Source organism: Variovorax sp. SG517 (assembly GCF_013376045.1).
Lineage (GTDB): Bacteria > Pseudomonadota > Gammaproteobacteria > Burkholderiales > Burkholderiaceae_C > Variovorax.
Genome location: NZ_JABMJG010000001.1, coordinates 934,669 through 959,684, shown reverse-complemented (window position 1 = coordinate 959,684; position 25,016 = coordinate 934,669). Strand labels below are relative to the sequence as shown.

At 69.4% G+C, this 25,016-nt stretch carries 17 protein-coding genes; 7 read left to right on the top strand and 10 right to left on the bottom strand.

The annotated features are described in order from the left end of the window. Positions 1-85 precede the first annotated feature (85 nt). The 7 genes from FHT32_RS04455 to FHT32_RS04425 form a co-directional block, all read right to left on the bottom strand. Positions 86-4,156: a translocation/assembly module TamB domain-containing protein gene (locus FHT32_RS04455; protein WP_176663402.1), complete on the bottom strand. Its 4,071-nt coding sequence runs from the start codon at positions 4,154-4,156 to the stop codon at positions 86-88. 12 nt (positions 4,157-4,168) lie between these two features. Beyond that, positions 4,169-6,118 (bottom strand): autotransporter assembly complex family protein, encoded by a 1,950-nt coding sequence (locus tag FHT32_RS04450; protein ID WP_176663401.1) that lies wholly within the window; start codon positions 6,116-6,118, stop codon positions 4,169-4,171. Positions 6,119-6,181: 63 nt separating this feature from the next. Next, positions 6,182-7,369 carry a VWA domain-containing protein gene (locus FHT32_RS04445; protein WP_176663400.1) on the bottom strand — a complete coding sequence of 396 codons (1,188 nt, stop codon included), beginning with the start codon at positions 7,367-7,369 and terminating at the stop codon, positions 6,182-6,184. 45 nt (positions 7,370-7,414) lie between these two features. Next, the gene (locus FHT32_RS04440) at positions 7,415-8,281 is read right to left on the bottom strand and encodes a tetratricopeptide repeat protein (protein ID WP_176663399.1); all 867 of its coding nucleotides are present in this window, start codon (positions 8,279-8,281) and stop codon (positions 7,415-7,417) included. A 76-nt stretch (positions 8,282-8,357) separates the two neighbouring features. Further along, the gene (locus FHT32_RS04435) at positions 8,358-8,945 is read right to left on the bottom strand and encodes a GNAT family N-acetyltransferase (protein ID WP_176663398.1); all 588 of its coding nucleotides are present in this window, start codon (positions 8,943-8,945) and stop codon (positions 8,358-8,360) included. A gap of 28 nt (positions 8,946-8,973) precedes the next feature. Further along, a complete protein-coding gene (locus tag FHT32_RS04430) occupies positions 8,974-9,219 on the bottom strand; it encodes a hypothetical protein (RefSeq protein ID WP_019656219.1) in 246 nt (81 codons plus the stop codon). Between the two features lie 4 nt (positions 9,220-9,223). Further along, a complete protein-coding gene (locus tag FHT32_RS04425; protein ID WP_019656218.1) occupies positions 9,224-10,078 on the bottom strand; it encodes a MoxR family ATPase in 855 nt (284 codons plus the stop codon). Positions 10,079-10,239: 161 nt separating this feature from the next. On the opposite strand from FHT32_RS04425, the gene FHT32_RS04420 reads away from it, so the two are divergent. Further along, the gene (locus FHT32_RS04420) at positions 10,240-10,932 is read left to right on the top strand and encodes a cytochrome c (RefSeq protein ID WP_176663397.1); all 693 of its coding nucleotides are present in this window, start codon (positions 10,240-10,242) and stop codon (positions 10,930-10,932) included. A 91-nt stretch (positions 10,933-11,023) separates the two neighbouring features. Here the strand turns inward: FHT32_RS04420 and pcaG are convergent, their stop codons facing one another. Both pcaG and pcaH read right to left on the bottom strand, forming a co-directional pair. After that, positions 11,024-11,632 carry a protocatechuate 3,4-dioxygenase subunit alpha gene (pcaG, locus tag FHT32_RS04415; RefSeq protein ID WP_176663396.1) on the bottom strand — a complete coding sequence of 203 codons (609 nt, stop codon included), beginning with the start codon at positions 11,630-11,632 and terminating at the stop codon, positions 11,024-11,026. Positions 11,633-11,649: 17 nt separating this feature from the next. Next, positions 11,650-12,384: a protocatechuate 3,4-dioxygenase subunit beta gene (gene pcaH, locus FHT32_RS04410; RefSeq protein WP_176663395.1), complete on the bottom strand. Its 735-nt coding sequence runs from the start codon at positions 12,382-12,384 to the stop codon at positions 11,650-11,652. Between the two features lie 118 nt (positions 12,385-12,502). Here pcaH and FHT32_RS04405 point away from each other — a divergent pair, with 118 nt between their 5' ends. Continuing rightward, a complete protein-coding gene (locus FHT32_RS04405; protein ID WP_176663394.1) occupies positions 12,503-13,495 on the top strand; it encodes a LysR substrate-binding domain-containing protein in 993 nt (330 codons plus the stop codon). Here the strand turns inward: FHT32_RS04405 and FHT32_RS04400 are convergent. Beyond that, positions 13,492-13,926: a DUF1841 family protein gene (locus FHT32_RS04400; protein ID WP_019656213.1), complete on the bottom strand. Its 435-nt coding sequence runs from the start codon at positions 13,924-13,926 to the stop codon at positions 13,492-13,494. The genes FHT32_RS04405 and FHT32_RS04400 overlap by 4 nt on opposite strands. A gap of 314 nt (positions 13,927-14,240) precedes the next feature. Between FHT32_RS04400 and FHT32_RS04395 the strand changes: the two genes are divergently transcribed. The 5 genes from FHT32_RS04395 to FHT32_RS04375 all read left to right on the top strand — a co-directional run bounded on the left by FHT32_RS04395 (position 14,241) and on the right by FHT32_RS04375 (position 24,984). Next, complete coding sequence (locus tag FHT32_RS04395) at positions 14,241-18,965, top strand: hypothetical protein (RefSeq protein ID WP_256098862.1); 4,725 nt, start codon at positions 14,241-14,243, stop codon at positions 18,963-18,965. A 100-nt stretch (positions 18,966-19,065) separates the two neighbouring features. After that, positions 19,066-19,569 (top strand): peptidoglycan-associated lipoprotein Pal, encoded by a 504-nt coding sequence (pal, locus tag FHT32_RS04390; protein WP_176663393.1) that lies wholly within the window; start codon positions 19,066-19,068, stop codon positions 19,567-19,569. 112 nt (positions 19,570-19,681) lie between these two features. Beyond that, positions 19,682-22,768 carry a glutamate ligase domain-containing protein gene (locus FHT32_RS04385; RefSeq protein ID WP_176663392.1) on the top strand — a complete coding sequence of 1,029 codons (3,087 nt, stop codon included), beginning with the start codon at positions 19,682-19,684 and terminating at the stop codon, positions 22,766-22,768. Beyond that, positions 22,765-23,058 (top strand): hypothetical protein, encoded by a 294-nt coding sequence (locus tag FHT32_RS04380; RefSeq protein ID WP_176663391.1) that lies wholly within the window; start codon positions 22,765-22,767, stop codon positions 23,056-23,058. The genes FHT32_RS04385 and FHT32_RS04380 overlap by 4 nt, the downstream gene beginning before the upstream one ends. A gap of 102 nt (positions 23,059-23,160) precedes the next feature. Then, positions 23,161-24,984, top strand: coding sequence for a peptidase domain-containing ABC transporter (locus FHT32_RS04375; protein WP_176663390.1), 1,824 nt, complete (start codon positions 23,161-23,163; stop codon positions 24,982-24,984). The last annotated feature ends 32 nt before the right edge of the window (positions 24,985-25,016 follow it).

Sequence of the window (25,016 nt, the reverse complement as noted above, 5' to 3'; positions counted from 1 at the left end):
CCTCGGTGAAGGCGTCGATGATTCTTAACCGCGCATCCGGGCCGGTCAAGATCGCAGTCCCTTGGTCTTGGAGACCGGTTCCGGCTCAGTCGTACTTCACGGTGTAGATCAGGTCGAGCCCGCTGGTCTGCCCCGCCTGGCCGCGCAGCGTGAGGCGAGTGGTCAGGTCGTAGAAGATGAAGAGCGTGCCGAAGGTGCCGCCGATGCTGCGTTCGTAGGTGATGTAGAAGTCCTTCGAGAGGCGCTTGCCCAGGGTCACCGCGGATTCGCGCAGGTCGCCGCCGCTGCCGGGGCCCTTGAAGCCGAGTTCGTCGAGGCCGAAGCGGCTGGCGAGGCTGCCGCCGGTGGAGGCGCCGCCGATCTTGCCGAGCAGCGACAGCGCGGCCTGCTGCAGCAGCGCCGATTCGCCGCCGCTGGTGGCCGAGGCGCGGCCCAGCACGACCCACGAGAGCGTCTCGGCATCGGACAGCGCCGGTTCCGAGTACAGCTTCACGCGCGGCGACTGCGCGGTGCCGGTGATCTGCACGCCCGCGCGCTGCGAGAGGTTGGGGCGGATGGCGAGGATGTCGAGCGCCGGATTGTCGAAGGGACCGTTGAAGCGCGCGATGCCGGTCTCGACGTCGAGCTGCTGGCCGTAGGCGCGGTACTGGCCCTTCACCGTCTTCACCTCGCCGGTGATGCGCGGTGGCGCATCGAGCCGCGTGCTGCGGATCTCGAGGTTGCCTTCGAGGCGCGTGGTGATGCCGCGGCCCTGCACCGCGAAGTCGTCGCCCAGGTCGAACTCGACGGTGATGTCCGGCGGCTTGGCCGTTTGCGGTTTCGCGGCCTGCGCGTCGGCGCGGGCGGATTCGCGCTGGGCCGCCTCGGCGGCCTCGCGGTCCTTGGCGGCGGAGCGCACGACGACGTCGCTGCCCAGGCTGGGCGCGGTCTCGTCGGGCAGGATGATGACGGCGCGGTCGGTCCTGAGCTTGCCGCGCACGGTGAACTGGCCGTTGTCCAGCCGCGCCTGCAGGTCGCCCGAGAGCGTGACCTGCCGGTCGGTGCGCACCAGCACGCGCAGCGCGCGCAGCTGGCCCTGCACCGCCATGCGGATGCCGGAGGCCGAGCCGCTGGCCGGGCCCCAGGCGAGTTCGCCGCTGGCCGAGAGGGTGCCGCCGTCGGTGCGGGCCTCGCTGGCGGCGGTGCTGCGGTTGCCGCTCTGGCCGCCGATACGCGCGGTGCTGCCGGCGCCGCCCTTGAGCGTGAATTCGGTGATCTGCACGCGCTCGCCGGTGAGCGTGGCGCGCAGCCGGCCGTCGCGCAGGTCCAGCCCTTCGACGGGCGCGCGCAGCGCGAGCTTGTCGGCGCCCAGCGTGCCGTTCCATCGCGGCGCGGCGCGGTTGCCCGAGAGCGTGGCGTTGGCGTCCAGCGTGCCGGCGATGCGCCAGCCCGGCGGCGCGAGCATCGACCACACGCCCAGGTTGGGCAGCGCGGCCTTGATGGTGCCGCCCAGCGGCGCATCAGGCGCCCACTGCCAGCCGCCGGCGCGCTGCTGCACGCGGGTGTTCATGTCGGCGTCGATCTTGCCGGCGCGCTCGCTGTCCCAGGCGAGAACCGCGCGCACCGCGTCGCCGTCGGCATCGAGGCGCAGCTCGGCCTGGCGCAGGCCGGCCGGCGTGCTGGGCGCGTCGCCGCTGGCCGATGCAGCGTTCATCGTGCGCTCGCTCGCGGTGCCCGTGCCGGTGCTGGTGATACGCGTGACCAGCGCGGCCTCGCCGGCCTGCACGCGGATGTCGCCGCTCTGGCGCGCGAGGCGGGCCTTGGCGTGCAGCGTGTCGCCAGCGTCGATGTCCCAGTCGCCGTTGAACATCAGGTCGCCGCTGATGCCGTATTCGCCGAGCGTGGTATTGGCGCCGAACGCGCCGGCCCAGGCCATCGGCAGGCCCTGCAGCTGGCCCTTGGACTGCACGCGGAACACGCGGTTGGGCGCGGCGCCGCTCTGGCTGAAGCGCAGCGGCTGCCAGTCTATGCGCACCGTGCCGGGCACGGGGCCGCGCAGCGTGGCCGAGGCGGCGGAGGCTTCCACGTCGAGGCGCGGCGCGTTGCCGCCCGCGGTCCGGATGGTCGCGGTGACTTCGCGGCCCAGTTCCAGCACCCATGGCGCGCCGGGGCGGGCGCTGTCCTGCGCCTGCAGCTTCAGGCTGGCCAGCGCCGCGCGCCACTGGCCGGCACCAGCGATGCCGCCACTGGCGCGGGTGTCGATGTCGAACTTCTGCGTGCCGGTGGCGGCCTCGCCCTTCAGCGCAAGCGTGGCCTGCGCGAGGCTGCCGGCCAGGTCGGCCTGCAGGTTGCGCAGCTGGATGTCGGTGTTAGTTGCGCCGGGCTGCTCGGAGGGCAGGGTGAGGTCGAGGCGCGGCACCGAGAGCGCGGCCTTGAGGCTCGGTTCGGCGACGCCGCGCGGGGCGGGTGCATTGGGGTTCTCCAGCCGGCGCTGGATGGTCCGCCAGCCGCCCTGCCAGCTGGCGTCGAGCTTCGCAGAGCCCTTGGCGCCCGCATTCGCGAACACCTTCGACAGTCCAGGCAGGCCTTGCAGCCAGCGCCGCACGGTGTCCGCGTCGTCGATGGCGGCCTTGACCTCGCCGCCGCCCGAATCGGGCGCGATGCGGCCTTCGATTTGCGCGCTGCCGCCGGGCAACGCGAGGGCCAGCTTGCCGCTCGCGGCCTGCTCGGCCACGCGCACCTGCAGGCGGCCGTCGACGCTGGCGCGCTGCGCATCGATGCGCAGCGTGCGCAGGTCGAGCACCTGGTCCTTCCACTGGCCCTGGGCCAGCGCGCGGTCGAGCGCGAAGCCGGGCAGGGCCTTGCTGCCCGCGCCGCCGCCTTCGGCGCGCAGGCTGGCGTCGAAGGCGATGGTGCTGTCCTTCTGCTCGGCCTTGAGCTGGCCGCTGACCGGCGCGCCCGAAAGCTCGCTGTAGAGCGCCGCGGGCCGCACGCCGCGCACCGTGGCCTGCGCCTGCCAGGGCGAGGGCGCCGGGCTCCACTTGCCGGCCGCGTCGATGCGCCCGCCGCCGGCGCGCACGGTGGCTTCGGAGATGGTCCAGCTCGTGCCGTCGAAGCCGACCCTGGCCAGCAGCTGTTCGAGCGGCAGCTTCTCCTTGTCCCACGGGCCGGGCACGGCATTGCGGATGTCGGCGGAGGCCTTCCACGCGGCGGGGCCGGTGTCGGCATCGGGCTGCAGCTCGACGGTGCCGGTGAGCCGCGTTTCGGGCGCGCCGGGCCAGAGGCTGGATGCATCGACGTTGCGCAGATCGGCCTTCGCGTCGATCACAGGCTGGGGCAGCCAGGGCGCGATCTGCGCCTGCAGGCCGGCTTCCATCGGCGCGTCGGTGTTCTCCTCGGTGGGCTTCAGCTCGGCCGCCACCTGCAGGCGTGCACCGGCGCCGGCGAGCGTGCCCTTGACGGTGGCGGCGGCCAGCACGTCGATGTCGTGGTCCTCGGCCACGGGCGCCTTCACGCGGCCGTCGAGTGCCGCGTCGATCGCCATCGGCGCGGGGCCCTGCAGCTTCACGCGGGCGCTGTAGTGGCCGCTGGCGATGTCCACGCCCTTGACCTCCAGCGCGTGCTCGGCGGACTTGTAGCTGTAGCTGCCCGAGAGGTTCAGCGCCTGCAGAACGGGCGGACCGGCCCAGCGCAGTTCGTCGATGCGGAAGGGCAGCTCGACCTCCACCGGCAGCGCGAGCTGTTCGAGCGGCTCGGTGGGCTTGTCGCTCGGCGGGCCGCGCTTCTCGATCAGCACCTGCTTCGCATGCACCTCGCCGAGCTGCACCCTGCGCTTCAGCAGCGGCGCGAGCTGCCAGCCGATGGTGGCGTCGTTCACCTCCACGGCGATGCTCTCGCTCTGGTATTTGAGCCAGCCGATGCGGCCGCCGGTGCGCAGCGAGCCGCTCACGTCGCGGCTTTCGAGCGTCTGGCCGGCCGGCAGGCGCTGCGCCGCCTGCGCGAGCGCGAAGGCGAGCGAGGTGTCCGAGCCCAGCCACCACCATGCGCCTGCGACCAGCAGTGCCACTGCGAGCAGCAGGCCGGCGATGGTCCAGACGAGGGCGCGCATCGCACGCCGCGCGCGCGAGCGGCGAGGGGGCTGCGTCGTCGGCGTGGATTTGTCGTCGTCGGTCTGCATCTGGCGGTAGCGTCAGAAGGTGAAGCCGAGGCGGAAGTGCAGGCGGAACTTCTTCGAGTCCACGCCGTAGGCCAGGTCGGCCTGCACCGGCCCGACCGGGCTGCGCCAGCGCGCGCCCACGCCCACACCCACCTTGGGCTTGAGCTCGCCGGGCTTGTCGGCCACGGCGCCGGCGTCGACGAACACCACGCTCTCCCATTCGGTGAGCTTGTTGTTGTAGACGAAGGGGCGCTGCCACTCCACGCTGGCCACGCCGAGGTAGCGGCCGGCCACGGTGGTGCCGTCGGCGCGCACGGTGCCGATCTGCTTGTAGCTGTAGCCGCGCACGGTGGTGTCGCCGCCGGTCAGGAACATCAGCGTGGAGGGAATCTGCGCGCTGTCCTTCGCCGACACGGCGCCGGCCTCCACGCGCAGCTGGAGGCGGCTGCGGCGCGCGCGCAGCTCCTTGTCCTCGGCCGAGCCCAGCGGCAGCACGCCGAGCCAGCGCGCGTAGGTGCGGGTGAAGGGCACCTGCTCGCCGGTGAGCGTGTAGCCCGCCGCCACCTCCAGCGCGAGGCCGTAGCCGCGCGAGGGCGCCGAGTTGTCGTCGAAGTAGCGCCCGGTCCAGCCCCAGTTGGCCGTCACTGCCGAGGCCGAGGGCGGCGCATTGGTGCCCCGGTTCTGCGCGTAGTCGTACTGCAGGAAGTAGCTGCGGTCGATGTGGTCGCCCGACTTGCTGCGCCCGCCGCGCAGCCGCCCGCTGTCGACCACGTAGCTGCCCGACTGCTCGCTCTTGAGCTCGGCGCCGGAGAACCAGCGCCAGCCGTGGTCGTCGGGAATGGCCTTCAGCTCGGTCGACAGCGACTTGATGTCGTTGTCCACCGACAGCCGCGAGACGGCGCGCCAGCCCAGCAGCGGCACCTGGTTGTGGATGTGGTCGACCGAAAGGCGCGGGCCGTTGTCGGTGGTGAAGCCCACGCCCAGCACCACCTTCTGCAGCGGCGCCTCGCGCAGCTGCGCGATGACGGGCGCGGCCAGCGGGTTGCCGCTGTCGGTGTCGAGCGTGAGGAACACCGAGTCGTAGTAGCCGCTGCTGGCCAGGCGCTGCTGGGCGTCGAGCAGCTTCTGCTGGTCGTAGTCCTGGCCGCTGGGCAGGCGCGCGATGCGGCGCGCGCCGTCGGGGTCGTAGCGCTGGATGCCGCGCAGCACCAGCGGCCCGAACTTGTACGCCGGGCCCGACTGGTAGGTGACGCTCAGTCGCGCCTCGCTGCGGTCCGCGTCCACCTCGGCGCGGCTGATCGCGATGCTGCCGGTGGGAAAGCGCTTGCCCGTGAGGCTGCGCAGCGCGGTGGTCTTGGCGTCGTCCCAGGCCTGCTGGGAGAAGGGCTGGCCGGCGCGCAGGGCCCAGGCGGTGCGGATGGTGTCGCGCTGCGACTCGGCGGCCGGGTCGTCGGCGATGGGCCCGGCATAGCTGATCTGCACGTTGCTCACCTTGGTGAGTTCGCCCGGCGACACGCTGATGACGATCTCGCGCGGGGCCTTCTCGCCCTGCGGCGTTTCGTTGAGTTCGAGCGTCAGCGTGGGCGTGAAGTAGCCGAGCGTGCCGAGCAGCTCGCGGGCATTGGCCTCGGCGGCCACCATGAGGCGCGATATCTCGGTCGCGCCCAGGTCGTCGAGCTCGCGGTAGCGCTGGATTTCAAGATGGAGCTTGAGGTAGTCGCGCACGGCCTCGGGGCCGCGCACGTCGACGGTGAAGGCGTCGCGCTTGTCGGACGCCTTCTTGTCGCCGTCTTCCTTCTCGTCCTTGCCGGATTCGGTGGCGCCTGCACCCGCCGCGCCGCTGCGCACGAGGCCCGTCACGGGTTTGTTTTCTTCGGCGGATTCCTTTTTCGGCAGCAGGCTGCAGCCTTGCAAGAGCAGGACGCCGAACAAAAACAAAGCCGGCCACCACGCCGGCGAAGAAACAGGAACCGCCCTGACCATGGGCGGATTCTGACAGCAAGCCCGGCCGGTTCCTGAAGGCCCGGCCGGATCGCCGGCATCGTCCTACTTGGACAGCATGCGCATCGCGTCCTCGAGGCCCCGCAGCGTGAGGGGGTACATGCGGTTGGACATCAGCTGCTGCATCACCGCGATGCTCTGGCGGTACTGCCACACGCCCTGGGGCTCGGGGTTGATCCACGCGAACTTCGGGAAGGTGTGCGTGAGGCGCTGGATCCACTCGGCGCCGGCTTCCTCGTTGTTGTATTCGACGCTGCCGCCGGGCTGCAGGATCTCGTAGGGGCTCATGGTCGCGTCGCCGACGAAGATGAGCTTGTAGTCCTTGTTGTACTTGCGCAGGATGTCCCAGGTGGCGAACTTCTCGGAGAAGCGGCGCTTGTTGTTCTTCCACATGAAGTCGTACACGCAGTTGTGGAAGTAGAAGAACTCCAGGTGCTTGAACTCGGTCTTCACGGCCGAGAACAGCTCCTCCACGCGCTGGATGTGCTCGTCCATCGTGCCGCCCACGTCCATCAGCAGCAGCACCTTGACGTTGTTGTGGCGCTCGGGCCGCATCTTGATGTCGAGGAAGCCGGCGTTGGCCGCGGTGGAGTGGATGGTGTCGTCGAGGTCGAGCTCCTCGTCATGGCCCTCGCGCGCGAACTTGCGCAGCCGGCGCAGCGCGACCTTGATGTTGCGCGTGCCCAGTTCCTGCGTGTCGTCGTAGTCCTTGTAGGCGCGCTGGTCCCACACCTTCACGGCGCTCCTGTTCTTGCCCGCGCCGCCGATACGGATGCCCTGCGGGTTGTAGCCGCCGTTGCCGAAGGGCGAGGTGCCGCCCGTGCCGATCCACTTGCTGCCACCCTCGTGGCGCTCCTTCTGCTCCTCGAAGCGCTTCTTGAGCGTTTCCATGAGCTCATCCCAGCCCATCTTCTCGATCTTGGCTTTTTCTTCCGCCGTGAACTCGCGCTCCAGCGTCTTGCGCAGCCAGTCGAGCGGCACTTCCTTGGTGAAGTCGGTCAGCATCTCCACGCCCTTGAAGTAGGCGGCGAAGGCGCGGTCGAACTTGTCGTAGTGCTTCTCGTCCTTCACGAGCGCGGTGCGAGAGAGGTAGTAGAAGTCGTCGATGCCATAGGCGCCGTCGGAGTTGGGGCCCACCACGTCGGCCTGCAGGGCCTCCAGCAGCGTGAGGTATTCCTTGACCGACACCGGCAGCTTGGCCGAGCGCAGGGTGTAGAAGAAGTCGATGAGCATGGGGCGGGTCCTAATTGAGTCTTCGGAGTTGACTTGGGGCGCAAGTCAACGTGCGAAGCGCATCTGTGCCAGCACGGGGGCCTGAAGATGTCTCACGCATGGAAAGATGTAGGCGCCTATGACGGATTCATCATTCCACCTCGACCAACGAAATGGGCCGAAATTTGCATCGGCCTCTTTGATGATTGCGAGTTTTTTTGAATCGATTTTCGATTCAATCAGCGTTGCGGTCGTTTCGTCAACGTTGGCGCCTTGGCTCTTGGCGCCTAGCAACCAGTAATAGGCGGCAATGAAATCGTCTTCGCTAGCTGCCTTGCGACGTACTCGTTCGGCGAGTTGCAACTGTGCTCCCTTATCGCCGTGTGTCGCAGCGAACTCCAGCCACCACGTATTCTTCGATTCAGACTTTGGTACTCCGAGGCCCCTGCCGTACATCTCCGTTACCAGCTTGACCGCATGAGGGTTTGCTCGCCGGGCGGACAGCTCCAGCCATGGGAGGCTTTTTTCGTAGCTTTGGGGAACGCCGTCGCCAAAATAGTATGCAATGCCGATGAGCCACGGCGCAGGGGCAGATCCCAGGTCGCTCAACTGGCGCAGCAATTCAAATGCGCGCTGCGTATCTTTCGGGCGCTCATCGCCACAGTACAAAAGCATGGCGAGATTGCCTATGGCTTCCTCTTTCCCCTTCCCAGCGGCTTTTTCATACCAAGCCTCCTTTTGCGCGGCGCTCGGCGCTGTTACGGCGGCCAGGAATTGACTGCTGGCGATGCCCGCGTTCCCCATGATCTGGTGGTACTGCGTGGCAATGTCTGGAGACAAGCTCTGCGCAAGTGTGTACTGCGAAAACACCCAGCCGAAAGCAAACGTCAGAGCGAATCGTCTGAGATTGGCGTAGCGGGATGAATTCGGCATGAGGACGGTCGTGGGGAGAATGAGCGGAGCAGAACTGCTGTTGATCGAAGCGACTCCAGGAGATGTCGCTTCCTCTTCAGCCGCGCGGCTTGTCGAGCAGGTACAGCAACTGTGCCTTCACCTCGGGCCATTCGCCCGCGCGCAGGCTGTACATGACGGTGTCGCGGATGGTGCCGTCGCGGCGCATCGCGTGGCCGCGGATCACGCCGTCCTTCTTCGCGCCGAGGCGCTCGATGGCGCGCTGCGAGGCGAAGTTGAAGTTGTCGGTGCGCCAGCCCACGGTGTTGCAGCCCAGCGCGTCGAAGGCGTGCCCGAGCAGCAGCAGCTTGCAGGTGGTGTTGACGTGCGTGCGCTGGCAGCGCGCGGCGTACCACGTGTAGCCGATCTCCACGCGCTTCACCGCGGGAAGGATGTCGTGGAAGCTGGTGGTGCCGAGCGCGGTGCCGGTGGCCTCGTCGGTCACGGCGAAGGCGAAGCGGTCGGCGGTCTTGAGCGCGGTCTCGATGTAGGCGCGGGTGTTCTCCGGCTCGGGCACGGAGGTGACGCGCAGCTTCCACAGCTCGCCGTCGGCGGCCGCGGCGCGCAGGCCTTCTTCATGCGCGAGCGCGAGCGGCACCAGTGCGATGCCGCGGGCCTTCAGCGTGACGGGTTCGACGAATGCCATCTGTCTTTTTCCTCCGCGCTCGCGGGCCTCAGCCGCGCGGGTCGCCGTACTTGCCCGTGTACCAGACGCGCGCGGCCTGCGCGCCTGCGCCGCCGCCCAGGCCGATCAGCGCGATGCCGATGAGCTCTCGCTTGTTGTATTCGCCGCTGCCGAAAGCATCGAGGCCCAGCAGCAGCCCGAGCCCGCGGCCCAGCAGCGCGCCCACCATGAACATCACGGCCTGGGCAATGCCCAGCTTCATGAGTTGCCTGGTGGAGTGTTTCTGGCTGCTCATGGCTTCAGCGGTTGTTGCGCTGCATGAAGACGAGCTTCTCGAAGAGCGTCACGTCCTGTTCGTTCTTGAGCAGCGCGCCCACCAGCGGCGGCACGGCGACCTTGTCGTCCTTGCTCTGCAGCGCCTCGAGCGGAATGTCCTCGGCCACCAGCAGCTTGAGCCAGTCGAGCAGCTCGGAGGTCGAGGGCTTCTTCTTCAGGCCGGGCAGGTTGCGCACGTCGTAGAAGGTCTTCATCGCGGCCGCGAGCAGCTCCTGCTTGAGGCCGGGGAAGTGCACGCCGACGATGTGCTTCATCGTCTCGGCATCGGGGAACTTGATGTAATGGAAGAAGCAGCGGCGCAGGAAGGCGTCGGGCAGTTCCTTCTCGTTGTTGGAGGTGATGAACACCACCGGACGGTGCTTGGCGCGGATGAGCTCGCGCGTCTCGTAGCAGTAGAACTCCATGCGGTCGATCTCGCGCAGCAGGTCGTTCGGGAATTCGATGTCAGCCTTGTCGATCTCGTCGATCAGCAGCGCCACCGGCTGGTCGGCCGTGAAGGCCTGCCAGAGCACGCCCTTGACGATGTAGTTGTTGATGTCGCTCACGCGCTCGCCGCCGTCCAGGTCTTTCAGCTGCGAGTCGCGCAGGCGGCTCACCGCGTCGTATTCATAGAGGCCCTGCTGCGCCTTGGTGGTCGACTTGATGTGCCACTGCAGCAGCGGCAAGCCCAGCGACTGGGCCACTTCCTCCGCGAGCATGGTCTTGCCGGTGCCGGGTTCGCCCTTGACGAGCAGCGGGCGCTTGAGCGTGATGGCCGCGTTGACCGCGAGCATCAGGTCCTGAGTGGCGACGTAGTTGTCTGAGCCCTGGAATTTCATGAGTGATGAGAAGTGGGACGGAGGCTGGGGTGGAGAAAAGAACACACCCGATGTGCGTCGTGCAGCCTCAGGGTTGGCCTGCACAGGGTTCCAGGGGACCCCTGCATATAATCGAATGTTGATCCGAAAAACTGTACTCTCCACGAGATTGTGCGCGCAAAATGAACAAGTTGTTGACCACGATGTTTGCCCTTGCTGTCGCTTCCGTGACGGTCTCGGCTGAAGCCCAACAAGTCACTGGCAAGGCCCAGGACGGAGCAAAGAAGGTACAGATGTGCGTGGGCTGCCACGGCATCATCGGCTACCAGGCCAGTTTTCCGGAGATCCACAAGGTGCCGATGATCGCTGGCCAGAGTGCCACCTACATCACGGCAGCGCTCACCGCGTACAAGGGCGGCGACCGCAAGCATCCCACCATGCGCGCCATCGCGGACACGCTCACCGACCAGGACATCGCCGACATCGCTGCCTACTACAGCCAGCTCGGCCTGAAGGACGGCAGCGCACCTCCGGCCACGCTGGCCAAGGCCACGCCGGCCAACGTCGAGGCGCTCATCACCCGCAACGCCGACAACAGCTGTACCAAGTGCCACGGCGCCAACTTCAATACGCCGAACGACGGCACCGTGCCCAAGCTGGCCGGCCAGCATGCCGACTACCTCTTCGTCGCGCTCAAGTCGTACCGCGTGAAGAACAACTCGCACCTGGGCCGTTCGAACGCGGTGATGGGCCAGCAGGTCGAGGAGAAGAAGTTCACCAACGCCGAGCTCAAGACGCTGGCCAGCTACATCAGCTCGCTGCCGGGCGAGCTGAAGACGGTGCCGGAATCGCGCATCCACCACGGTGCCGAATAAGCAAGCCGAGCACTTCCGAAACGACCAAAACGAAAAAGCCCGCTGATGCGGGCTTTTTCATGTCCGGGATTTCCCTGAGAGATCAGGTGGATCAGACGTCGAAGAACGCCGTTTCGTCTGCACCCTGCATGCGGATGTCGAAGCGGTAGGTGACGGCACCGCCTTGCTCCACGCGCTCGGCGATCAGCGTGTGGCGGCGCTCGGCGGGCACGCTCTGCAGCACCGCGTCCTTCGCGTTGGCTTCGGCCTCGTCGCTGAAGTAGATGCGTGTGAAGGCATGCAGCAGCAGGCCGCGCATCAGCACGATCGCGTTGATGTGCGGTGCCTCGCCGGGCGACTCGGCGCCGGGCTTCACCGTGTGGAACACGAAGCGGTTGCCCTCGTGCGTGCCGGTGCCGACGCGGCCGAAGGCGCGAAAGCCCATGGCGCGCGCTTCTTCCGGCGTCTGCGGGTAGCGGCCTTCGCCGTCGGGCTGGCTGATCTCGACCATCGCGTCGTTGATCGGGTTGCCGTCGGCGTCGAGCACGCGGCCTTCGAGGCGGATGCGCTGGCCCTTGGCGTTGTCGAGCGCGAGCACCGCGTCGAAGGGCTGGTCGAAGTCGTAGCCGTACTGCGTGGCGGTGAGGCCGTAGGCGAAGTAGGGGCCCACGGTCTGCGAGGGGGTCTGGCCGAAGTCGGCTTCCAGTGCGGTCATCAGCATGGTTTGTGTCTCCTGGCTCAGCGGTTCTCGAAGGGGGTTTCGTCTGCGCCGCGCAGCACGATGTCGAACTGGTAGCCCAGCGCGTAGCCGTCCTCGGTGATGTCGAGGCTGAAGTCGGCGATGAGGCGGTTGCGGTAGCGCTCGGGGGTGCCGGTGATCATCGGGTCGTACTGGTGCAGCGGGTCGCCGGGGAAGTACATCTGCGTGACCAGGCGGCTCGCGAAGCTCTGGCCGAACAGCGACAGGTGGATGTGCTGCGGACGCCAGGCGTTCGGGTGGTTGCCCCAGGGGTAGGCGCCGGGCTTGATGGTGAGGAAGCGGTAGCGGCCTTCGCTGTCGGTCAGGCAGCGGCCGGCGCCGAGGAAGTTGGGGTCGAGCGGGGCGTCGTGCTGGTCGACCTTGTGCACGTAGCGGCCGGCGGCGTTGGCCTGCCACAGCTCGACCAGCGTGTTGGCCACCGGGCGGCGGCGGTCGTCGAGCACGCGGCCCGTGAGGATCATGCGCTCGCCCAGCGGCTCGCCGTTCTTGCGCGCGTTGCGCGTGAGGTCGTGGTCGAACTCGCCGATGCTGTCGTGGCCGTACACCGGCTGCTGCAGTTCGCCGAGCGAGGCCTTCAGCGGAATGAGCGGCTTCTGCGGGCCGCGCTTCACGGTGGACTTGTAGCCGGGGTAGATGTAGCTGGGGTGGGCATCCCAGTCGCGCGGCGTGAGGATGGGCGAGGGGCCCTGAGCGCCCTTGGTATTGGTCGGCATGAACGTTGTCTCCTGTCGTGGGACGAATCCGGAAGCCGCCACTGTAGAAGCGGCATCCGATGATGTAAATTGAAGATTGCTACGTTTTCAATAACCAGAAGGAATTGAAAGCCCACCCTTGAAAGACCCCCTCACCGATCTTCGCCAGGACTTCGTGCGCAACGTGCAGCTGCGGCACCTGCGCTGCTTCGTCACGGTGGCGCAGGAGCGCCATCTCGCGCGCGCCGCCGAGCGCCTGGCGCTGAGCCAGCCGGCGGTGTCGAAGACGCTCTCCGAGCTCGAGGCCATTGCCGGCACGCGGCTGGTCGAGCGCAGCAACGCCGGCCGGCGCGGCGTGCAGGGCCTCACGGCCGCCGGCGAGCAGCTGCTCGCGCATGCGCTGCGCGTGCTGGAGGCGCTCGACGCCAGCGCGCAGGCCGTGGCGCCAGTGGCCGGCGAGCGCATCGAGCGGCTGCGCATCGGCGCGCTGCCCAGCGTGGCGCCGGCCCTGCTGCCGCCGGCGCTGGCGCGGCTGCGCGACAGCAGGCCCTCGGTGCAGATCGTGGTGAAGAGCGCCGCCAACGCCGCGCTGCTCGACGAGCTGCGCGCCGGCGAGCTCGACCTGGTGGTGGGCCGCATGAGCGATCCGCGCCTCATGGGCGGCCTGAGCTTCGAGCTGCTGCACACCGAGGCGCTGGTGTTCGCGGTGCGCGCGGGCCATCCGCTGGCGCACAAGGCGGTGTCGGTGCAGGCGGTGCTGGCCTATCCGCTGGTGGTGTACGGCGAGGGCACGATCCCGCGCCACAACACCGAGAGCTTCCTGTCGGCGCGTGGCCTCGTGCTGCCGGCCAACGCGCTGCAGACGCTCGATGTGGCGGTGGCGCGCGCGCTGGTGGCGGTGTCCGACGCGGTGTGGATCACGCCGCTGGGGGCAGCGCGCGGCGAGCTGGACGATGGGCGCCTCGTGCGGCTGCGCATCGAGACGGCCGGCACGGAAGAGCCGGTCGGCCTGCTGCAGCGCAGCGACGCCGAGCCCTCGGCACTGCGCGCTGCCATGGCCGCGCTGCTGCGTGAAGCGGCGAAGCAGCAGGGAGCGGTCCCGCCCACGGCCAAGAGGAAGCGCGGCGGCTAGTCCTTCGTCGCCCGGCGCTGCACGCAGGCCACATAACCCTCGCCATCCGGCGGCCGGCCCGCGCGCTGGCTCTCCCACATCATCTGGCCCAGGCACTCCATCGCCTCGTGATGCGCATGCAGCAGCGAGCCGCGCCGCGCTGCCAGCAGCTCGACCGCCTGGCGGATGCCGCGCGGCTGGTCGATGGAGCACTGCTCGCTGATCGACAGGTGCATCGACAGATGCAGGAACGGGTTCTCGCGCCCGTTCGAGCCGTCGTACACCCGTGCCACCGCCGCGTCGGCGTCGGCCAGGTCCTCGTGGTACTCGGGGTGCTGGTCGATCCAGCCGGCGGCGATGGTCTCGAGCGCTTCCATCGGCAGGCCCTGCCGGTGCTTGGCGTAGACGTCGCAGAAGAAGCGGCGCACGTCTTCCTGGGAGGGGTTGAACATATCTATATAGAGGGTGAGAAAAAGAAGAGTGGGTGCGGTGTTCGCGGGTGCGTTCGCGGGTGCGTTTGCAGGTGTGTCCGCCGCCCCTCGGATGTGTCGGACGTTCCGGGTACGCGACGTTACTTCGTTACGTAACGATTCGCCGATTGACCTCCTTACGAGCTGTTTCCACAGCCTGCCCGAGGCCCCTCGAAAAGAAAATTTTCCATACGAATCAACAGCTTGCGATGCTCTGGGCCGCTTTGGCACGGGGCTCGGGAAAAGCGGCACGCTAGTTGCCCCTGAGTAGGCATCTTTTGTCACAGAAGGCTGCCATGACCGCTCAACAAGCATCGACCAATACGACCGAGGGACTTGCCGCCGCTGGCGCTGCTCCTGTGGTCATCGCCCAGGCTACCGTTACACCGCTCGGCACTCCGGGCATGGTGAGTTCGGCGGCTCCCGCCGCAACCGCGGCCCCCGCCGGCATCGGCACATTATCGAATGCCACGCCCGGCGTCGCGGTGATGCGCGACGGTGTCCGCATTCCCGTCGATGGCAATCAGACGCTGATGGCCGGCGACCGCGTGATCGTTCCGCAGGACGGCCACGCCAATGTCCTCTTCCCCGGATCGGCCACCAACAAGGCCCCGCTCGCTGGTGTGTTCACCGGCGGCACCGACGCCACCATCGGCTCGACCAAGCTGCCCGGCGGCCTCGAACAAGTGAATGTGGATGTCGCCTCGGGCGACCTGCAGGTGACCCCGCCCGACAGCGACGCCGACGCCGCTGCCCTGGCCGTCACCAAGAAGCTCGCTGCCGGCAGCGGCATCGGGCTGGGTGAGTTCGCACTCGGCGCGCTCGGCGCCGCTGCCCTGGGCGCCGCGCTCAGCGGCGGTGGCGGCGGCAGCGACAGCGCGTTCCCGCTGCTCGTCGGTTCGGGCAACCCGAGCAACCCCGGCGATTCCGACGCGGATGCCGACTCGGATGCGGACGCCGATGCCGACGCGGATGCGGATGGTGATGCCGACGCAGACGCCGATGCAGATGCAGATGCAGACGCCGATGCCGATGCCGATGCCGATGCCGATGCCGATGCCGATGCCGACGCCGATGCCGACGCCGACGCAGATGCCGACGCCGATGCCGACGCAGATGCCGATGCCGATGCCGACGCCGACGCAGATGCCGACGCAGATGCCGACGCCGATGCCGACGCCGACGCAGATGCCGACGCCGACGCAGATGCCGACGCCGACGCAGATGCCGACGCCGACGCAGATGCCGACGCAGACGCAGACGCAGACGCAGACGCAGACGCAGACGGCGACGCCCTCCTCAACCCAGGCGACAGCCTCGTCAACCACGTCACCGACAGCCTCGGCGGCGCGCTCGGCCTGGGCGACTCGCTCTCGCCGGCCAACAACGTGGTCGACGGCCTGACCGACACGCTCGACGACGTGCTGGCTCCGCTGGTCGGCAGCGAGTTCACGCCGAACGATCCCAACCAGTTCGACCCGATCGACAACACCGTGAGTGGCGTCACCGACCTGCTGGGCGACTCGCTGAGCCCGACGCTCGACAACCTGCTGGGCCAGGGCGCGACCGGCGCCATCCTCGGCACGGTGGCGGGCCAGGTCGACTACCTGACCGACGCGCTGGACAACGGCCTGACCAACCTCGTCGGCGACCACGGCATCATCAGCGGCCTGACCGACGCCCTCGGACTCGGCGGCCTCACCGACCAGCTCGTGGGCAACGACGGCCTGCTGGGCGGCGTGCTCGACAACGTGCTTGGCGAAGGCAGCCTCGTGAACGGCCTGCTGGCCGATGATGGCCTGGTCGGCGGCCTGCTTGGCGACGACGGCGTCGTCGGCGGCCTGCTCGGTGAAGACAGCGCCCTGGGCGGCGTGCTCGGCAACGTGCTGGGCAGCGACGGCCTCGTGGGCGGCCTGCTCGGCGACGGCGCCGTGGGCGGCCTGACCGGCGGCCTGCTGGGCGACGACGGCCTGCTGGGCGGCCTGCTCGGCGACGGCAGCGCGGTGGGTGGCCTGCTCGGCAACGACGGCCTGGTCGGCGGCCTGCTGGGCGGCGACGGCACCCTTTCGAACGTGCTCGGCAGCGGTGGCCTCACCGGCGAACTGCTGGGCCACGGCGGCCTGGTCGACAGCCTGCTCGGCCAGGACGGCGCCATCTCCGGCATCCTCGCCGACAGCCCGCTGGGCGGCCTGCTCGGTGGCGAAGGCGGCCTGCTTGGCGGTGCGCTCGATGGCGTGCTCGGCGACGACGGCCTGGTCGGCGGCCTGCTGGGTGACGACGGCCTCGTCGGCGGCGTGCTCCGCAGCGACGGCCTGCTCGGCGGTGTCCTGGGCGGCGACGGCTTGCTGGGCGGCGTGCTCGGCAATGACGGCCTGCTCGGTGGCGTGCTGGGTGACGACGGACTCGCCGGTGGGCTGCTCGGTGGCGATGGCCTCCTGGGCGGCGTGCTGGGCGATGACGGCCTGGTCGGTGGCCTGCTGGGCGGCGACGGCCTCGTGGGTGGCCTGCTCGGCGGCGACGGTCTTGTCGGCGGCCTGCTCGGTGACGACGGCCTGCTGGGCGGCGTGCTCGGCGACGGCGGCATCGCCGGCGGCCTGTTCGGGCCTGGCGGCCTGGTCGGCGGCGTGCTGGGCGAAGAGGGCCCGGTCGGTGGCCTGCTGGGTGAAGACGGCATCGTCGGCGGCCTGCTCGGCGGTCTGCTGGACGGCATCGGCGATGGCGGCACCCCCGGTACCGGCGCGGCGCTGCTCGACCCGGCCGACGGCGTGCTCGGCAACCTGGTGGACGGCCTGGGCCAGGGCGCGCTGGGCGGGCTCGGCCTGACCAATGTGCTCGGACCGGTGGTCGGCGTCGCCGACGGCCTGACCGACACGGTCGGCGGCCTGCTGGGCCCGGTGCTCGGCACCAGCTTCTCGGAAAACGACCCCAACGTGCTCGACCCGGTCGACGGCATCGTCGGCCAGGTGGCGAGCGGTGCCTCCGGCCTGCTGAGCCCGCTGACCGACCAGGTGCTCGGCACGAACACGACGGCCGCGCTGCTGAACGGCGTCACGGCGCAAGTCGACTACCTGACCGACGGCGTGGCCAACGTCCTGTCTGGCGACGGCCTGCTGGGCGGTGTTCTCGGCGGCGACGGCGGCCTGCTTGGCGGCGTGCTGGGTGACGACGGCCTGCTGGGCGGTGTTCTCGGCGGCGACGGCGGCCTGCTCGGCGGCGTGCTGGGCGACGACGGCCTGCTGGGCGGTGTGCTCGGTGGCGACGGCGGCCTGCTCGGTGGTGTGCTGGGCGACGACGGCCTGCTGGGCGGTGTGCTCGGCGGCGACGGTGGCCTGCTCGGTGGCGTGCTGGGTGACGACGGCCTGCTGGGCGGTGTGCTCGGCGGCGACGGTGGCCTGCTCGGTGGTGTGCTGGGTGACGACGGCCTGCTGGGCGGTGTGCTCGGCGGCGACGGCGGCCTGCTTGGCGGCGTGCTGGGTGACGACGGTCTGCTGGGCGGCGTGCTCGGCGGTGACGGTGGCCTGCTCGGTGGTGTGCTCGGCGAAGACGGCCTGCTGGGCGGACTGCTCGGCGGCATCGGTGGCGGCACTTCTCCCGGCACCGGCGCGCAGGCCCTGCTGGACCCGGCCGACAACGTGGTCGGCGGCCTGGCGAACAGCCTGAACAATGGCCTGCTCGGCAGCCTGGGCCTCGGCGATGCGCTGGCCCCGGTGGTCGGCGTCACCGACGGCCTGACCGACACGGTCGACGGCCTGCTGGGCCCGGTGCTCGGTACCGGCTTCCTGCCGAACGATCCCAACGTGCTCGACCCGGCCGACGGCCTCGTGGACCAGGTGACGGATGGCGTGGGCGGCCTGCTGAGCCCGCTGGCCGACCAGCTGCTCGGCGCGGGTGCAACCGGCGCCCTGCTGGATCAGGTCGACACGCAGGTCGATTACCTGACCGACGGCGTGGCCAACCTCGTGGGTGGCGACGGCGGCCTGCTGGGCGGCGTGCTCGGCGGTGACGGGGGCCTGCTCGGTGGCGTCCTCGGCGACGACGGCCTCGTCGGCGGTTTGCTGGGTGGCCTGACGGGCGGCGATGCTGGTGGCTTGCTCGACGGTGTCCTCGGCGACGACGGTCTGGTTGGCGGCCTGCTCGGTGGCCTGACTGGCGGCGATGCTGGCGGCCTGCTCGATGGCGTGCTCGGCGACGACGGTCTGGTTGGCGGCCTGCTCGGTGGTCTGACCGGCGGCGATGCCGGTGGCCTGCTGGACGGCGTGCTCGGCAGCGACGGCCTCCTCGGCGGCGTGCTCGGTGGCGTGACCGGTGGCGATGCTGGCGGCCTGCTGGACGGCGTGCTCGGCAGCGACGGCCTCCTCGGCGGCGTGCTCGGTGGCGTGACCGGCGGCGACGCTGGCGGCCTGCTGGATGGCGTGCTCGGCAGCGACGGCCTCCTCGGCGGCGTGCTGGGTGGTGTGACCGGTGGCGACGCTGGCGGCCTGCTCGACGGCGTGCTCGGCAGCGATGGCCTCCTCGGCGGCGTGCTCGGTGGTGTGACCGGCGGTGATGCTGGCGGCCTGCTGGACGGCGTGCTCGGCAGCGACGGTCTCCTCGGCGGCGTGACCGGTGGCGGCACGGGTGGCCTGCTGGACGGCGTGCTCGGCAACGACGGCCTCGTCGGCAGCCTCCTGGGCCACGACGGCCTGGTGGGCGGCCTGCTCGGCGGCCTGACCGGCAGCGACGGCGCGGTGGCGAACATCCTGCAGCCGGTGACCGACGTCGCCGGCAGCCTGACCGAGACCGCGGCCCCGGTCGTGTCGACCGCCACCAGCGCGGCGCACGACGTGACCGCACCGGTGACCGACATCCTGGCCGGCGCCACGACGGCTGCCGCTCCGGTGGCGGATGCCGTCAGCAGCGCGGTGAGCGGCGTCGAACACGCCGCCACCCCGCTGGTGACGGAAGTCGTGACGCCGATCACCAGCCTGGTCGAGCACACCGTGTCGCCCGTGACGAACATCCTGCACGGCCTGCTGGGCTGATCGATCGTCCGGAAACAGACAACAGAAGGAAGTGGGGCGAGGGAGCTTGCTGCAGCACCAGGGACAGGCCGCCACCGGCCTGTCCCGCGAAAGGACCGATATGAAAAAGAATTTCCAGACACTGGCCATCGTCGCGCTCGGCGCAGCACTCGTGGGCTGCGCGGCCCCCAAGACCGGCCGTGACGATGCGACCTACTACTACTCCAACAAGGCCGCCACCGCTGTGCCGAAGGTGGAGCCGGCACCGCCGGCGCCGGTGCAGAACGGACCGGCGGGCGTGCCGAAGATCGTCTACTTCGACTTCGACAAATACAACATCAGGCCCGCCGACCGGAACATCGTGGAGGCTCATGCGAGCTACCTGCGCAACCGGCCGCAGAGCAAGGTCGTGATCGAGGGCCACACCGACCAGCGCGGCGGCCGCGAATACAACCTGGCGCTGGGCCAGCGCCGTGCCGACTCGGTGCAGCGCGCGCTCACGCAGCTTGGCGTGCCCGCCGAGCGCATCGAGTCCATCAGCTGGGGGCTGGAAAAGCCCGCATCGAACGAAACCACGGAGGAGGGCTATCAGCTCAATCGCAGAGCCGAATTCAGCTATCGCTGAAGCCGGATCACCGCGATGACTTCGGTCGTGTCAGTTCCCGGACCGCGCACACGTCACCAGAGCGAAAGCAGATGACGGGCGTGGCCGGTTTCCCGCATCCGAACGGGGCCGAATGATGTCCTTCCCAGACCAGCTCCACGCCTGCCACGAACGCCTTGTGTCGGTGTGCGCGGCGCTGCCGGCCCCGTATCCGGCCTTCACGCTGTTCTTCTCCGTGAGCGACGGCGCGCAACGGGCGCACGTGGTGCACGCGCGGGCCGCCGATTTCGAGACCGCCTGGCGCGAGGGCGCCGGGCGCATGGAGAGCTGGGTGCGCGAGCGCGGCATCGTGTCGCCGTGGCTGCGCATCGACTGGGTCGAGGGCGCGAGCCCGATGGACTGGGCCCAGTTCAAGACCCAGCTCACCGCCGTCAAGCGCAACTACTTCCGCCTCGGGCTGGCCTTCGACAAGGACTTCTCGATGGCCTTCACCGAGCAGGAGCTCAACGCCAACGCGATGCTGTGCGGCGATTCGACCATCCCGCACTCGGTGGTGAACGCGCGCAACTTCGAGGTCTACAGCCAGGCGCGCTTCGAGCGCTCGCCGCCGCTGGACATGTCCTCGGACCAGCCGGTCTACCTGCTGGCGACCGTGGGCGTGTTCTGCCAGCCCGACGGCGTGGTGCACAAGCTCGTGGGCACGGGGCTCGACGCGGGCCGCCGGCAGCTGCCGGCGCTCAACCCGCAATCGGTGCTCGACCTCGTGCGCAGCGGCTCGTCGTACCTGGCGCGCCAGGTGCAGGGCGACGGCCTCTTCGTGTACGGCTACTTCCCGTGCTTCGACCGCCGCATCCCGACTTACGACGCGATGCGCCACGCGAGCGCGGTGTACGCGATGCTCGAGTCGTGGGAGCTCACGCGCGACGAGACGCTGCGCGCGGCCATCGACCGGGCGCTGGACCATCTCACCGGCGCGCTGATCCGCGACTACACGCTGCTCGACGGCCGCGCCGCGGCCTTCCTGGTCGACACCGGCGGCGAGATCAAGCTCGGCGGCAACGCGGCCTGCGTGCTCGCGCTGGTGAAGTACTGCGAGCTGATGGAAACGCGCCGCTGGTTGCCGCTGCTGGAGAGGCTCGCGGTGGGCATCGCCTCGCTGCAGGATCCGGCCAGCGGCCGCTTCAACCACGTGCTGCACGCGTCCGACCTCACGGTCAAGCAGGCCTCGCGCGTCATCTACTACGACGGAGAGGCGGCCTACGCCCTCATGCGCCTGTACTCGCTCACGCGCGAGCCGCAATGGCTCGCGGTGGTGGAGAAGGCCTTCGACCATTTCATCGCCAGCCAGCACTGGCAGGCACACGACCACTGGCTCAGCTGCTGCGTGCACGAACTCACGCACTGGAGTCCGCAGGAGAAGTATTTCCGCTTCGGCCTGCAGAACGTGGCGGGGTATCTCGACTTCGTGCTCGACCGGAAGACCACCTTCCCGACGCTGCTCGAACTCATGCTGGCCGCGCAGCAGATGCTCCAGCGGCTCGAAGGCATGCCCGCGATGCGGCACCTTCTGGACGAGCTCGACACCGAGAAGTTCTACCGCGCGCTCGACTACCGCGCGCACTACCTGCTCAACGGCTTCTTCTGGCCCGAGATGGCGATGTACTTCCGCCGGCCGTCGACCGTGGTGGGCTCGTTCTTCATTCGCCACCACTCGTTCCGCGTGCGCATCGACGACGTCGAGCAGTACCTCTCGGGCTTCGCCGCCTACCACCGCTACCTGGTGGAGCGCCGCGCCGCGCCGGGCGGCGCGGGCACCGGCTCCGGCGGCGCGCGCGACGACGGCGCCGTGTGGACCGCCAGCGAGATGGCGCGCGTCACCGGCGGCGAATGGGTGGTCAAGCCCGAGGACGGATGGCGCGCCGCCGGCGTGGCGCAGCGCTCCTTCATGCGCAAGGGGCGCGTGGTGTTCGACCACCAGACGCGGCCCTCGAAGACGCCGCTGGCGGCGGTCACGCTCAAGGGCGTGCTGCAGCCCGCCGCGGCCGTGCTGTGCTCCGACCCCAAGCCGCACCTCGACAAGCGCGTGCCCGTGCTCAAGGTGCCGAACGTGCTGCAGGCCGTGCTCGAGCTTGGCGACCATGCGCGCGCCGAATTCGCGGGCCGCGTGTGCGGCGTGCTCGGCAGCGGCGCGGGCAGCGGCACCGTGGCCGCGATGCTGGCCGGCGCCCTCACCGTGTGGGGCGAGGTCGGCCAGCCCGAAGGCAACGTGAGCCTGCCGTCGGGCATTGCCTGGAACATGACCTGCATGCCGCGCCATGCGGCCTACTGGGTGCTGGAGATGGGCACCTCGCACATGCCGGCGTCCGCGCAGCTGGTGCGGCCTTCGCTGATGGTGGTGACGGGGCTCTCGATCGCGTCGCAGAAGCACCGCGGCCCCTCGGAAGCGGCCGCGCGGCTCGACAGCCGGATCTTCCAGGCGATGGCGCCGGGCGACAGCGTGGTGCTCAACCGCGACATGGCCGAGTTCGCGACCTTCGCCGAAGCGGCGATGGCGCAGCAGCTGCAGATCGTGACCTGCGGCGAGCACAGGGACGCCGACGTGCGCCTGCTCGCCTTCGACCACGGCGAGGTGCAGGCGCTGGTGGCGGGCGAGCCCTTCCAGCTGCGGCTGAACGCGCCGGGCCGCCACATGGGCGCGAGCGCCATCGCGGCGCTCGCGGCACTGCAGGCGATGCGCCTGCCGCTGGCGGCCGCCGTCGAGCCCTTCGCGCACTTCGAGCCGCCGGGCGGACGCGGCGCGCTGCACACCATCCACATCGGCGGCGGCAGCTTCAAGCTGATCGACGAGACCTACGACGCCAACCCGAGCTCGATGCGCGCTGCGCTGGAGCTGCTCTCGCAGGCGCCCTGCGAGCCGGCGCGGCGCGTGGCGATCCTCGGCGACATGCAGGAGCTCGGCCCCGCCGCGCAACGCCACCACCTCGACCTGGAGGCCGAGCTGCTCGCATCGCAGCCCGACCGCGTGCTGCTGTGCGGACCGCTGATGCGCGCGCTGCATGCGCGCATCCGCACCAAGGTCCATTCGCACTGGTTCGTCGACGTATCCGACCTGTCGACCGCGCTCGGCGGGCTGCTGCAGCCCGGCGACTGGGTGTTGGCGAAGAGTTCCGCGGGCATCGGCCTGTCACGGCTTGCCCGGGTTTTGAAAGCACTGCCATGAGATTCAACGCACTCCTGCATTCGGCCTTCGGATACGAGGCCCCCGCCACGCGACAGCAGCCCGCGCGCCGCTGGTGGCTGGGGTGGCTGCAGCTGCTTTGCGCATGGGTGCTGTGCATGCTGCTGTGCGCCAACATCGCGCTGGTGTTCGCGCAGGATTTGTCAGGGCGAAAGGGAGAGGTCAGTGCAGGGAGGCCGGCCGGTTGCGCGGTAACGGGAAGCGCCGCGCAACCGGTGCCGGTTCACGGGATCAGGGCCGATGTGGCGAAGGGGCAGAGGCTGTCGTGCTGATGTGTGTTTGAAGCGCACCGCGAGTGAATATTTGCCTTGTAACAGCTGGGTAACAGTTGATAATGAGGCAGGCGTCACTGGACGACGAACCGGCTCTTTCCAATGATCAAGTTCCTCCTGCCCAGCCAACTGGTTGCCGAGACTCCGGACGAGCCCGGTGCCAGTCCCTACGCGGGCGCGCTGAACGCCGCGTTCCGCGCCGCCTATCCGCTCGTGAAGAGCGCCGCGTGGCGCTCGCTGCCCATCAGCCTGTTCGGGCTGCTGCCTTCGATCTTCCTGCTGCAGGTGTATGACCGCGTGCTCTCGCGCAGCGGCACCTCGACGCTGGCCGCGCTGGTCAGCGGCATCCTGTTCTTCCTGTGCATCGAGTTCTGGCTGCGCACGCGCCGCTCGCGCCTGCTGCGCAACGCGGGCGCCATCGTCGACCACGGCGTCTCGGGCGCGCTGCTGAACTCGATGCTGGGCCGCCCGCTGCGCGCGCTGGAGGCCCGGCCCGCGTCGGTGTGGCACCTGTACTTCCGCGACGTGGCCTCGGTGCGCGGCACTATCACCGGCGGGCTGGCCCAATCCATCTTCGACCTGCCCATGGCCGTCTTCGCGCTGGTGGTCATCGGCATCGTCGCGCTGCCGGTGTTGCCGGTGGTGGTGCTGTTCCTCGCGATCATGTCCTTCCTGGCGTGGTGGTGGGCCGACGAGGTGCGCTCCGGCCGCGTCGAGGAAGTGCAGCGCGGGCGCGGCCTGGAGCGCGTGACCGCCGAGATCTGCAACGCGCGCGAAACGCTCAAGGCCCAGGCCAACGACGGCCCCACCATCGAGATGTGGCGCCAGACCTACAACGCTTGGCTCGCCGAGAGCTTCAGCAAGAACGGCCAGATCGAGACCGCGCGCGACGGCACCACCGTGCTGCTCACCGTGTTCTCCGTCGTCGTCGTGACCGTGGGCGCGGTGTCGGTGATGGAGCAGTGGATGACGGTGGGCGGCCTGGTCGCATCGAACATGCTGGCGCTGAAGGCGCTGCAGCCGGTGGCCGGGCTGGTGTCCAACTGGCGCTCGCTGGCCACCGCCAAGGAAGCCGCCAAGCGGCTGGAGACCGTGCTGCGCGAGCCGGTCGAGAAGCCGCCCACCGGCATGACGCTTCCCCAGCCGCTGGGCCGCATCACGCTGAAGGACGTGAGCTTCAGCTTCACCGAGACCGCGCAGCAGCCGGTGCTGGAGAACGTCGACCTCGACATCGGCCCGGGCGGCCTGCACGTGATCGTCGGGCGCAACGGCGCGGGCAAGTCCACGCTGGTGAAGCTGCTGTCGGGCCTTTACACGCCCACGCGCGGCATCGTGAGCATCGGCGAGTACGACCTCTCGCAGTTCGGCCGCGAAGAACTCTCGCGCTGGATCAGCTACCTCTCGCAGGAGGTCTACTGGTTCGGCGGCTCGCTCATCGACGTGATGCGCCGCAATGCGCCGGGCCAGAGCGACGAGCAGATCGTCGCGGCCTGCAAGCTCTCGGGCGCGCACGACTTCATCTCGCGGCTGCCCGACGGCTATCGCACCATGGTGGGCGAAGGCGGCACCGGCGTGTCGGTGGGCGAGCGGCGCAAGCTGGCGCTGGCCATGAGCTTCCTGCGCAAGCCCTCGGTGCTGGTGCTCGACGAGCCCAGCAACGACCTCGATTTCCAGAGCGAGCGCAACCTGCTCGCCACGCTGCTCGCGGTCGCCAAGGTGCGCACCGTGGTGGTCGTCACGCACTCGCTGCGCATCGTCTCGGCCGCCAACGTGGTCTACCACGTCACCGGCCAGGGCAACGTGGAGCAGGGCACGGCCGCGGTGATGGTGCCGAAGCTGTTCGGCGTGAAGAAACCGCTGGTGGCGCTGGGCGATGCGGAAGACGGCGCGGCGGGAGCCACGCCGGCCTCCCGCTCGATGGCGTGACGCGCAGCAGCGATGAACGAAGAGTGACCGGG

Bases quoted from the DNA above. Each gene is read 5' to 3' on its own strand.
- pal (WP_176663393.1), top strand. From the start codon at position 19,066: ATGAAAAAGAATTTCCAGACACTGGCCATCGTCGCGCTCGGCGCAGCA.
- FHT32_RS04385 (WP_176663392.1), top strand. From the start codon at position 19,682: ATGATGTCCTTCCCAGACCAGCTCCACGCCTGCCACGAACGCCTTGTG.
- FHT32_RS04375 (WP_176663390.1), top strand. From the start codon at position 23,161: ATGATCAAGTTCCTCCTGCCCAGCCAACTGGTTGCCGAGACTCCGGAC.
- FHT32_RS04395 (WP_256098862.1), top strand. From the start codon at position 14,241: ATGACCGCTCAACAAGCATCGACCAATACGACCGAGGGACTTGCCGCC.
- FHT32_RS04425 (WP_019656218.1), bottom strand. From the start codon at position 10,078: ATGAAATTCCAGGGCTCAGACAACTACGTCGCCACTCAGGACCTGATG.
- FHT32_RS04435 (WP_176663398.1), bottom strand. From the start codon at position 8,945: ATGGCATTCGTCGAACCCGTCACGCTGAAGGCCCGCGGCATCGCACTG.
- pcaH (WP_176663395.1), bottom strand. From the start codon at position 12,384: ATGCCGACCAATACCAAGGGCGCTCAGGGCCCCTCGCCCATCCTCACG.
- FHT32_RS04450 (WP_176663401.1), bottom strand. From the start codon at position 6,118: ATGGTCAGGGCGGTTCCTGTTTCTTCGCCGGCGTGGTGGCCGGCTTTG.
- FHT32_RS04400 (WP_019656213.1), bottom strand. From the start codon at position 13,926: ATGTTCAACCCCTCCCAGGAAGACGTGCGCCGCTTCTTCTGCGACGTC.
- FHT32_RS04430 (WP_019656219.1), bottom strand. From the start codon at position 9,219: ATGAGCAGCCAGAAACACTCCACCAGGCAACTCATGAAGCTGGGCATT.
- FHT32_RS04420 (WP_176663397.1), top strand. From the start codon at position 10,240: ATGAACAAGTTGTTGACCACGATGTTTGCCCTTGCTGTCGCTTCCGTG.
- FHT32_RS04455 (WP_176663402.1), bottom strand. From the start codon at position 4,156: ATGCAGACCGACGACGACAAATCCACGCCGACGACGCAGCCCCCTCGC.
- FHT32_RS04440 (WP_176663399.1), bottom strand. From the start codon at position 8,281: ATGCCGAATTCATCCCGCTACGCCAATCTCAGACGATTCGCTCTGACG.
- FHT32_RS04445 (WP_176663400.1), bottom strand. From the start codon at position 7,369: ATGCTCATCGACTTCTTCTACACCCTGCGCTCGGCCAAGCTGCCGGTG.
- FHT32_RS04380 (WP_176663391.1), top strand. From the start codon at position 22,765: ATGAGATTCAACGCACTCCTGCATTCGGCCTTCGGATACGAGGCCCCC.
- pcaG (WP_176663396.1), bottom strand. From the start codon at position 11,632: ATGCTGATGACCGCACTGGAAGCCGACTTCGGCCAGACCCCCTCGCAG.